General features: G+C 69.8%; 7 protein-coding genes. 4 read left to right on the top strand and 3 right to left on the bottom strand.

Going from position 1 to position 8114, the window contains the following annotated elements; translation table 11 throughout:
• Positions 1 to 226 (top strand): MerR family DNA-binding protein (locus tag M6444_RS16620; RefSeq protein WP_298329860.1); only part of this gene is annotated, 226 nt, incomplete at its 5' end.
• A gap of 167 nt (positions 227 to 393) precedes the next feature.
• Here the strand turns inward: M6444_RS16620 and M6444_RS16615 are convergent.
• A complete protein-coding gene (locus tag M6444_RS16615) occupies positions 394 to 1251 on the bottom strand; it encodes a YndJ family protein (RefSeq protein ID WP_298329857.1) in 858 nt (285 codons plus the stop codon).
• Positions 1252 to 1312: 61 nt separating this feature from the next.
• On the opposite strand from M6444_RS16615, the gene M6444_RS16610 reads away from it, so the two are divergent.
• On the top strand, positions 1313 to 2008 hold the full coding sequence (locus tag M6444_RS16610; RefSeq protein ID WP_298329854.1) for a YggS family pyridoxal phosphate-dependent enzyme: 696 nt from the start codon (positions 1313 to 1315) through the stop codon (positions 2006 to 2008).
• Here the strand turns inward: M6444_RS16610 and M6444_RS16605 are convergent.
• Both M6444_RS16605 and M6444_RS16600 read right to left on the bottom strand, forming a co-directional pair.
• Positions 1931 to 3247 carry an MFS transporter gene (locus tag M6444_RS16605; protein ID WP_298329849.1) on the bottom strand — a complete coding sequence of 439 codons (1317 nt, stop codon included), beginning with the start codon at positions 3245 to 3247 and terminating at the stop codon, positions 1931 to 1933. The two genes, M6444_RS16610 and M6444_RS16605, sit on opposite strands and share 78 nt — an antisense overlap.
• The gene (locus M6444_RS16600) at positions 3244 to 3816 is read right to left on the bottom strand and encodes a helix-turn-helix domain-containing protein (protein ID WP_298329846.1); all 573 of its coding nucleotides are present in this window, start codon (positions 3814 to 3816) and stop codon (positions 3244 to 3246) included. Before M6444_RS16600 ends, M6444_RS16605 begins: the two co-directional genes overlap by 4 nt.
• A gap of 137 nt (positions 3817 to 3953) precedes the next feature.
• Here M6444_RS16600 and topA point away from each other — a divergent pair, with 137 nt between their 5' ends.
• Together topA and M6444_RS16590 are read left to right on the top strand one after the other, a co-directional pair.
• Positions 3954 to 6590 carry a type I DNA topoisomerase gene (topA, locus tag M6444_RS16595; RefSeq protein WP_298329843.1) on the top strand — a complete coding sequence of 879 codons (2637 nt, stop codon included), beginning with the start codon at positions 3954 to 3956 and terminating at the stop codon, positions 6588 to 6590.
• Positions 6591 to 6614: 24 nt separating this feature from the next.
• Positions 6615 to 7796, top strand: a complete 1182-nt coding sequence (locus M6444_RS16590; RefSeq protein WP_298329841.1) for a serpin family protein — start codon at positions 6615 to 6617, stop codon at positions 7794 to 7796.
• The last annotated feature ends 318 nt before the right edge of the window (positions 7797 to 8114 follow it).

The raw sequence follows: 8114 nt of genomic DNA, 5'->3' as shown, positions 1-8114 counted from the left end.
CGACCGCGTCGTGTTCATCGCGCGGCTGCGCCAGACGGACATGCCGATCCGCGACATTCAGCGCTACTTCGACCTGGTCGCGCAGGGACCGTCCACCGAGCCCGAGCGGCTGGCACTCATGAGGGCCCAGCGCGACGCCGTGCGCGCCCAGCTCGACGCGCTGCAGAAGGCACTCGACGTCGTCGAACACAAGATCACCCTGTACGGCCGCGGCGAGGGCTGCTGACGTGTCGGTGCCACGACGTTCCCTCGGCCGCTCCGGCCTCACCGTCTCCGCGCTCGGCCTGGGCTGCATGGAGGATGCGGCTCGCCGGCGGGTGAGCGCTACGCGGACATGAGTTTCGTCGCCGGAGCTTCACCGCAGCGGTGAGCACCCGGCATCTCGTGATCGTTTCATCGGGCGGCGGCGCGAGGGGCGGCGTACTGCAGCCGACGCCAGCCCAGGAGGACGCACACGGCGAAGCCGAGGGCGTTCGCCAAGCCGTGGGTGGCGGCCATCCAGGTCAGCGACAGGTGCGGCACCGCGTCCCACACCTGCCCGGCCGCCCAGCTCAACGCCAGCGCCATGGTGACCACGAGCACCGCCGCCCCGACCAGGAACAGCGCCCGCACACCGGCCTTGCTGGTCGTCGGCGCCACGTCGCGCCACAACGACCACGCCAGCAGCCACATGCCGGCAGTCAGCACGATGGCGCCGATCAACTCAACGGCATCACTGGTGAAGTAGCCGAGGAAAACCACCCCGATACCTACGGGCACGGTCCACGCCGCCAGGCGCGCGGCCACCGATCCCACCACCGCCGCGGCGAGCGCCGCCACGAGAGCGGCGGCGAACCCGGCGAAGTGGAAGTGCGCGACCGTCAGCGCCAGCGTCGTCATCCCGAAACCGAGCAGCTCATAGCCGCCGCGCTCGGCCACCAGGCTGCTCCCTGCGACCACCGGCGCCACCATGGCGGTCAACACCGCGACCTCCACGGCGATCGGGCGACGACGTCCAGCCCGCACGATCTCGATCAGTCGCACCAAGGCCAAGACCGCGAGCCACCCGGTGACCGCGGCGTAATAGCTGGCCAAGGCGACGGCGAACGGACCACGATCGAGCAGCAGCGAAACCGCACCCGCCACGCCCGCCAGGGGCCACACCTGGCTGATCGGGCCAAGGCGGCCTCGATCGTCGTCCATGAGCCGCAGCCCCAGCGGGACCACGACGACCATGCCGACAGCCACGATCACTCCGACCAACGCCGTCACGAGCCTGACGTTACTCAGCGGGCCGTACGGTGGTGCACGGAGGTCGGGAGAGGAGATCCGGATGTCGGTGGAGACGAACGTGGAGGCCAACCTTGCGGCCGTGCGGGCGCGGGTGGCTGAGGCTTGTCGCGCGGCCGGGCGCGCCCCTGAGGACGTCCAGGTCCTGCTGGCCACCAAGACCGTCCCGGCCGACCGGATCGCCGTCGCCGTACGGGCCGGCGCCCGCCTTATCGGTGAGAACCGCGTCCAGGAGCTGGCAGAGAAGGACGCGGAGCTGGCCGGTCTGCCGTGCGAACGGCACTTCATCGGGCACCTGCAGACCAACAAGGTCAACCAGGTCCTGCGGTACGTGTCATGCATCCAGTCCGTCGACAGCGTCGACCTCGCCGACCGCCTGCAGCGTCGGCTCGAGCGGCTCGATGGCACCGTCGAGGTGCTGATCCAGGTGAACACCTCCGGCGAGGCCAGCAAGTTCGGACTCGCCCCTGGTGACGCTCTGGACGCGCTGCGCGACGTCGCCAAACGCGACCGGCTGACGGTTCGTGGGCTGATGACCATCGGGCTGCTGTCCACCGAGCCCGAGCAGGTGCGGTCCAGCTACCGCGCCTTGCGCGACATCCGCGACCGGGCCCGCGACGTCACGGGTCTCGAGTTGCCGGTGTTGTCGATGGGCATGAGCTCAGACCTCGAGCTGGCTGTCGCCGAGGGATCGACGATGGTCCGCGTCGGCTCCGCGGTCTTCGGCGCCCGGCGCTGACGAGCGACGCTGCTGCGCGCGATGAGCCGGCAGGTACAGCGGCGCGGCGACCGCCAGGACGACAGCGCCGGCGACCATGGCCGTCTGTACCGAGACCGCGTCGGCCAGGGCCATCAGCACGATGCCGCCGACCGCGCCCGCCGGCTGGGCGACCATCGAGTTCAGCGACACCACGCTGGTGCGATGGGCGCTGGTCACTTCGCGGTGCAGCAGGGTCATGTGCATCGGGTTGGCCGCACCGTGCACGACGTAGGTGGCGAAGTAGGCCGTCACCAAACCGACGGGGCCGGCGAAGGCCGCCATGGCGACCACGGTCCCGCCTTGCACCACCCGCATCAGCGCAGCCGTAAGCGGTACGCCCAGTCGCCGGGACAGCAGCGGGACCATCGCCGCGCCGAGGGCCGAGCATCCCCACGCCGCCGACGCGGCGGGACCCATGATCGCAGCGGCGTCGTCGGGGCTGCCGAGGACTTCGGTGAGCCGCACCGGCATCAGCGACTCGAACGTGACCATGCCGAAGCCCCAAAACAGCTCGACACAGATCAACGCGGTGAGCACCCGGGAGCGGCGCAGCAGACCGACGCTGCCCGCGATCACGCTCGGTACCTCGCGGACCGAGGAGCGTACCCCGGCCCACCCGCGCTTGCGGTTGACCTCACTCATCAGCGCCGCCGCGGCGACGACTGCGACCGCCTGCATGATCAACGCGGCCAGGACCGGTACGGCCAAGGCCTCCACCCCGGGCAGCGGATCGAGGGCGATCAGCGCTCCGGACAGCAGCGCCCCCAGAGCGACCGCCGCGCCCAGCACGGCGCCGCCGCCGGCGAGCCCGCGGGAGATGTCGGCGTCCGGGTCGTGCGCGAGGGTCGCATCCACGTACCAGGCTTCCAGCGGACCGCTGTCCAGCGCCCGGTACAGCCCTTGCAGCCCGTAGGCGATGGCAAAGGCGACGAAGGTCTCGGCGGTGAAGATCAGCCCCAGCACGGCGATGTTGATGACACCGGAAGCGATGACGACTGGACGCCGGCCCAGGGAGTCCGACAGCCCGCCGGTCGGCAGCTCCATGGCCAGCACGACGAAGCCTTGCGCGGCGACGACCATACCGACCTGCGACAGTGACAGGCCGCGGTCCAGCGGCAGCAGCGTGACGATCGGGATCATCAGGCCGGTGGGCAGCCAGCGCAGCCCGTGCAGCACCAGATACCGGCGACGGGCCTGCCGCGGGTCGAGGTGGGTCAAGGTCGCTCCTCTTTCGACGGAATCGCGAGCAGGTACGTGAAGACCCGGGCGGCTTCGGGATCGTCAGCGGGCCGGGGGTTCTCCGCGTAGCGCTTGATGACGGTCCAGAGCTCCTCGGACATGGCGCGCACGTCGTCGGCGCGGAGGAACAGCGCCACGTCGGACACCTCGGACGCGTTGAGCCACTCAGGGCTCCACTCCTCCTGCTCCCACCGCTGGAGGTGATCGATCATGAGGCGCACCTGCTGCTGCCGGATGACCGAAGCCGCGGTCCGGCCCGCTTCGCTGTCGGCGAAGTCGCCGGTGCGCCAGCTCGTCACGTCGTGCGCGGCACGCCAACGGCGTTCCCGTCTGGACGGCTGCGTCTCATCCTCGACCACGAAGCCGAAGCGCTCGAGCTGACGCAGGTGGTACGACGTCGACCCACTGGATTCCCCGAGGTGGCGAGCCAGTTCGGAGGCTGTGGCCGGGCCGTTGAGGCGCAGCCGGCCGAGCAGCTTCATCCGGAGCGGATGGGCGAAGGCACGCAACGTCTCGACGTCGTCGATGTAGCGGCGAGAAAGAGCCATGATCGACAGCCTAGAACTGCAAACGATTCTTTGCAAATATTTCTTTGCAGTTATCCCTTTCGCGAGTGGGGAACAACGTCGGATACCGTGCGTTGTCGCAGGAGAGGCAGCGGCAGTTGGAAGAGACGAGGAGCATCATGGCCCCATCCGCGAACGGGACGTCACGCCGTCTGGTCGTCGTGGAGTCCCCGGCGAAGGCCAAGACCATTGCCGGGTACTTGGGTGACGGCTACACGGTGGAGTCCTCGTTCGGCCACATCCGGGACCTGCCGTCCAAGAAGACGGACGTTCCCGCAGCTCACCGTGAGCGGTACGGAAACCCGGTGGGTGTCGACGTCGAGGGCGGCTTCGAGCCGCTCTACATCGTCCCTGCCGGCCGGGCCAAAGATCAGGTCAAGAAACTCAAGTCGCTGCTCAAGGACGCCGACGAACTCCTGCTCGCCACCGATGAGGACCGCGAAGGCGAGGCGATCGCCTGGCACCTGCGCGAGGAGCTCAAGCCCAAGGTGCCGGTACGGCGCATGGTCTTCCACGAGATCACGCGCGACGCCATCCGGGCCGCGGTCCAGAACCCCCGCGACATCGACGAGAACCTCGTCGACGCCCAGGAGACCCGTCGTATCGTCGACCGCCTCTACGGCTACCAGATCTCGCCGGTGCTGTGGCGCAAGGTCATGCAGGGCCTCTCGGCCGGCCGCGTCCAGAGCGTAGCCACCCGGCTCGTCGTCGACCGCGAACGCGAGCGGATGGCGTTCCGTCCCGCGTCGTACTGGGACCTCACCGCCACCCTGCAGACGGCTTCGGCAGAATCCGCCCAGTCGAGCGAGGACCCGAGCGCCTTCGAGGCCAAGCTGATCAGCGTCGACGGCGCCAAGGTCGCCACCGGCCGCGACTTCGACGCGCATGGGCAGGTCAAGGCGCGCGGCAACGTCGTGGTTCTGGATCAACCCCGTGCCGAGGCCCTGGCCTCCGCCTTGACCGATGCGCCGTTCGAGGTCCGCTCGGTCGAGGCCAAGCCGTACACCCGTAAGCCCTACGCACCGTTCCGCACCACCACGCTGCAGCAGGAGGCCTCGCGCAAGCTCGGCTACGGCGCAGCCCGCACCATGCAGGTGGCCCAGCGTCTCTACGAGAACGGGTTCATCACCTACATGCGTACCGACTCCATCACCCTGTCCGACGCCGCGCTGTCGGCGGCCCGGGCCCAGGTCGCGGAGTTGTACGGCCCGCAGTACCTGCCCGACGCTCCGCGCAAGTACACCAGCAAGGTGAAGAACGCGCAGGAGGCGCACGAAGCGATTCGCCCGGCCGGCGACACCTTCCGCACCCCCGGCGAGACCGGTCTGCGCGACGACGAATACCGCCTGTACGAGCTGATCTGGATGCGTACCGTCGCCTCCCAGATGCGCGACGCCAAGGGCGAGACCCTCACCGTCCGGGTCGGGGCCACGGCCAGCAGCGGCGAGACCGTCGAGTTCAGCGCGTCCGGGCGCACCATCACCTTCCACGGCTTCCTCAAGGCCTACGTCGAGGGTGCGGACGACCCCGAAGCCGAGCTCGACGACCGGGAACGCCGCCTGCCGCACCTCACCGAGGGGCAGAGCCTCACCGCAGCCGGTCTCGAGGCCGAGGGCCACACCACCAAGCCGCCGGCCCGCTACACCGAAGCCAGCCTGGTCAAGGAGCTCGAAGACCGCGAGATCGGCCGGCCGTCCAAGTACGCCGCGATCATCCGCACCATTCTCGACCGGGGGTACGTGTTCAAGCGGGGCAACGCGCTCGTCCCCGCGTGGCTGGCCTTCGCCGTCGTGCGGCTGTTGGAGAAGCACTTCACCCGGCTGGTCGACTACGAGTTCACGGCGAAGATGGAGGACGTGCTCGACGACATCGCCGCCGGTCGAGCAGATCGAGCCGCCGAGCTGGCCCAGTTCTGGCACGGCGACGACTCCGTCGAGGGCCTCAAGCAACTGGCCGACAACCTCGGTGAGATCGACGCTCGCGAGATCTCGTCGTTCCCCATCGGCGAGGGCATCACCGTGCGGGTGGGCCGCTACGGTCCGTACGTCGAGGATGCCGACGGCAACCGCGGCAGTGTCCCGGAGGACTTGCCGCCCGACGAGCTCGATCCGGCCACGGCGCGGGAGCTGATCAACCGCGGCAACGGCGATCGCGAACTGGGCGTCAACCCCGAGACCGGGCGCACGGTCGTCGTGAAATCCGGGCGGTACGGCCCGTACGTCACCGAAGTCCTGCCCGACGACGCTCCCAAGGGGACCAAGCCGCGGACGGCCTCGCTGTTCAAGTCGATGTCGGTGGACACGGTGACCCTCGAGGACGCGCTCAAGCTCCTCACGCTGCCGCGCACCGTGGGTAGAGACGCCGAAGGCACCGAGATCGTGGCGTCGAACGGCCGGTACGGCCCCTACGTCAAGAAGGGCTCGGACACCCGTTCCCTCCCCGACGAGGAGTCGCTGTTCACCATCACGGTGGACGAGGCGGAGAAGTTGTTCGCCCAGCCCAAGGGTCGCCGCGGCGCGCGGGCGGCCACTCCGCCGCTGCGCGAGCTCGGCGCCGACCCGACCACCGGCAAACCGCTGGTCGTCAAGGACGGCCGATTCGGCCCGTACATCACCGACGGCGAGACGAACGTGACCGTCCCACGCGGCACGCCCGTCGAGCAGTTGACGCACGAACGTGCCGTGGAGCTGATGGCGGAGAAGCGAGCGAAGGGACCCGCGCCGAAGAAGCGCGCCAGGTCTCGCGCGAAGTCCTGATCTGCACACGTAGGCTCGGTCGGCATGACGACCCATGCCTGCGAGGTCAATGACCTCACCGCGTCCTGGCTGGCGCGCACGTCCGGTACCGGCGTGCTCTCCGGGGCAGGGCTGTGGCCGTTGCTCGCCGTGCTGGCGGCCTCGGCGGACGAACCGGGACGCACGGAGCTCGCGGAGGCCGCACACGTCCGTCCGGACGAGGCGATGGACGCCGCCCGCAACGTGCTCGAGGTGCTGGACAGCCTCGACGGCGTCGACGCCGCGCTCGGCTTGTGGGCGCAACAGGCAGCGCAGGTCAGCCCGCACTGGCGCGACCGGTTGCCGCCGGGAACCTTCGGTGAGCTGACCGGCGACGCCGAAACCGACCAGCCGATGCTCGACCGGTGGGCCGGCGAGCGCACCCGGGGACTGATCGAGCGGTTCCCGGTGCAGGCCGGCCCGGAGCTCATGCTGACCCTGGCCACCGCACTCGCGCTGCGCACCACGTGGACCCGCAAGTTCACCGACGAGCCGCTGCGGCCCGACGACGGCCCGTGGGCTGGTCGCGAGCTGGCCGGGCTGAACCGTTCGACGCCGGAACTCGACGATCTACGCGCGCTGTCGACGAGCGCCGGCGCGCTGACCATGACGCGCGTTGCTGGCGACAACGGGCTCGACGTTCATCTGGTCCTGGGTGAGGACGGCCGCGGCCCGGACGAGGTCATGCCGGCCGCGGTGACGGCGCTGACTCCTCGCGAAGGCACCGACGTTGCGGCGCGTGACGGCTCGCAGCTCCTGGCCGACGGCGACGTCGACAGCTGGCCGGGGTTGTCGGTCGTCAAAGCCACCAGGACCAGCTTGAAGCTGAACACCGTGCGCTTCACCGTCCGGTCCGACCACGACCTGCTGGAGCAGGCGTCCACATTCGGCCTGGAAACCGTGAGCCGGAACGACCGCGACCACTTCCCCGAGATCGGCCCCGTACCGCTGCGCGTCGACCAGGCTCGGCAGTCCGCGGTCGCGATCTTCTCCGCGACCGGGTTCGAAGCGGCCGCTGTCACGGCGATCGGGCTGCGGGCGGTGTCGATGCCGTCCTACAACGCACGAGCGCTGCGGGTGAGGTACGACCGCCCGTTCGGGTTCGTCGCCGTGCATCGTGACAGCGGTCTGGTGCTGTTCGCCGGATGGGTCGACACCCCGGCCGCGTGGGAGCCGCCCAAGAGGTGAAGCGCGAGCTTCTGGGACATTACGGGCGAGTGCTCTTGCGCGATCATCACTCCCAGCTGACGATCATGAGGCACCTCCGGCGTCGCAGCGCCGCCAGCACCTCATGATCCCCCCGAGCACAACCGCTTAGGCGCAGCCGCCACCGCGTCGCCCGCGAACGACACCCGGACACGCGCTCGCTCTACGCGACGAGTTCGCGTGCTCGTGAAGGTCCGGGCTCGCGCGCCGGATCACCGTCCCAGGCTGAGCCGCCCCCGGCATGCGCTGCCCGATTCGCCGCGCGGGCGGACATCCGGCGACGGGTGCGCGAGATGGTGT

Source organism: Haloactinopolyspora sp., from assembly GCF_027324685.1.
Classification (GTDB): Bacteria; Actinomycetota; Actinomycetes; order Jiangellales; family Jiangellaceae; genus Haloactinopolyspora.
This window is presented reverse-complemented; position numbering and strand designations above follow the sequence as displayed.

Coding starts and splice junctions, on each gene's coding strand:
- M6444_RS16610 (WP_298329854.1), top strand. CDS start 1,313: ATGTCGGTGGAGACGAACGTGGAGGCCAACCTTGCGGCCGTGCGGGCG.
- M6444_RS16590 (WP_298329841.1), top strand. CDS start 6,615: ATGACGACCCATGCCTGCGAGGTCAATGACCTCACCGCGTCCTGGCTG.
- topA (WP_298329843.1), top strand. CDS start 3,954: ATGGCCCCATCCGCGAACGGGACGTCACGCCGTCTGGTCGTCGTGGAG.
- M6444_RS16600 (WP_298329846.1), bottom strand. CDS start 3,816: ATGGCTCTTTCTCGCCGCTACATCGACGACGTCGAGACGTTGCGTGCC.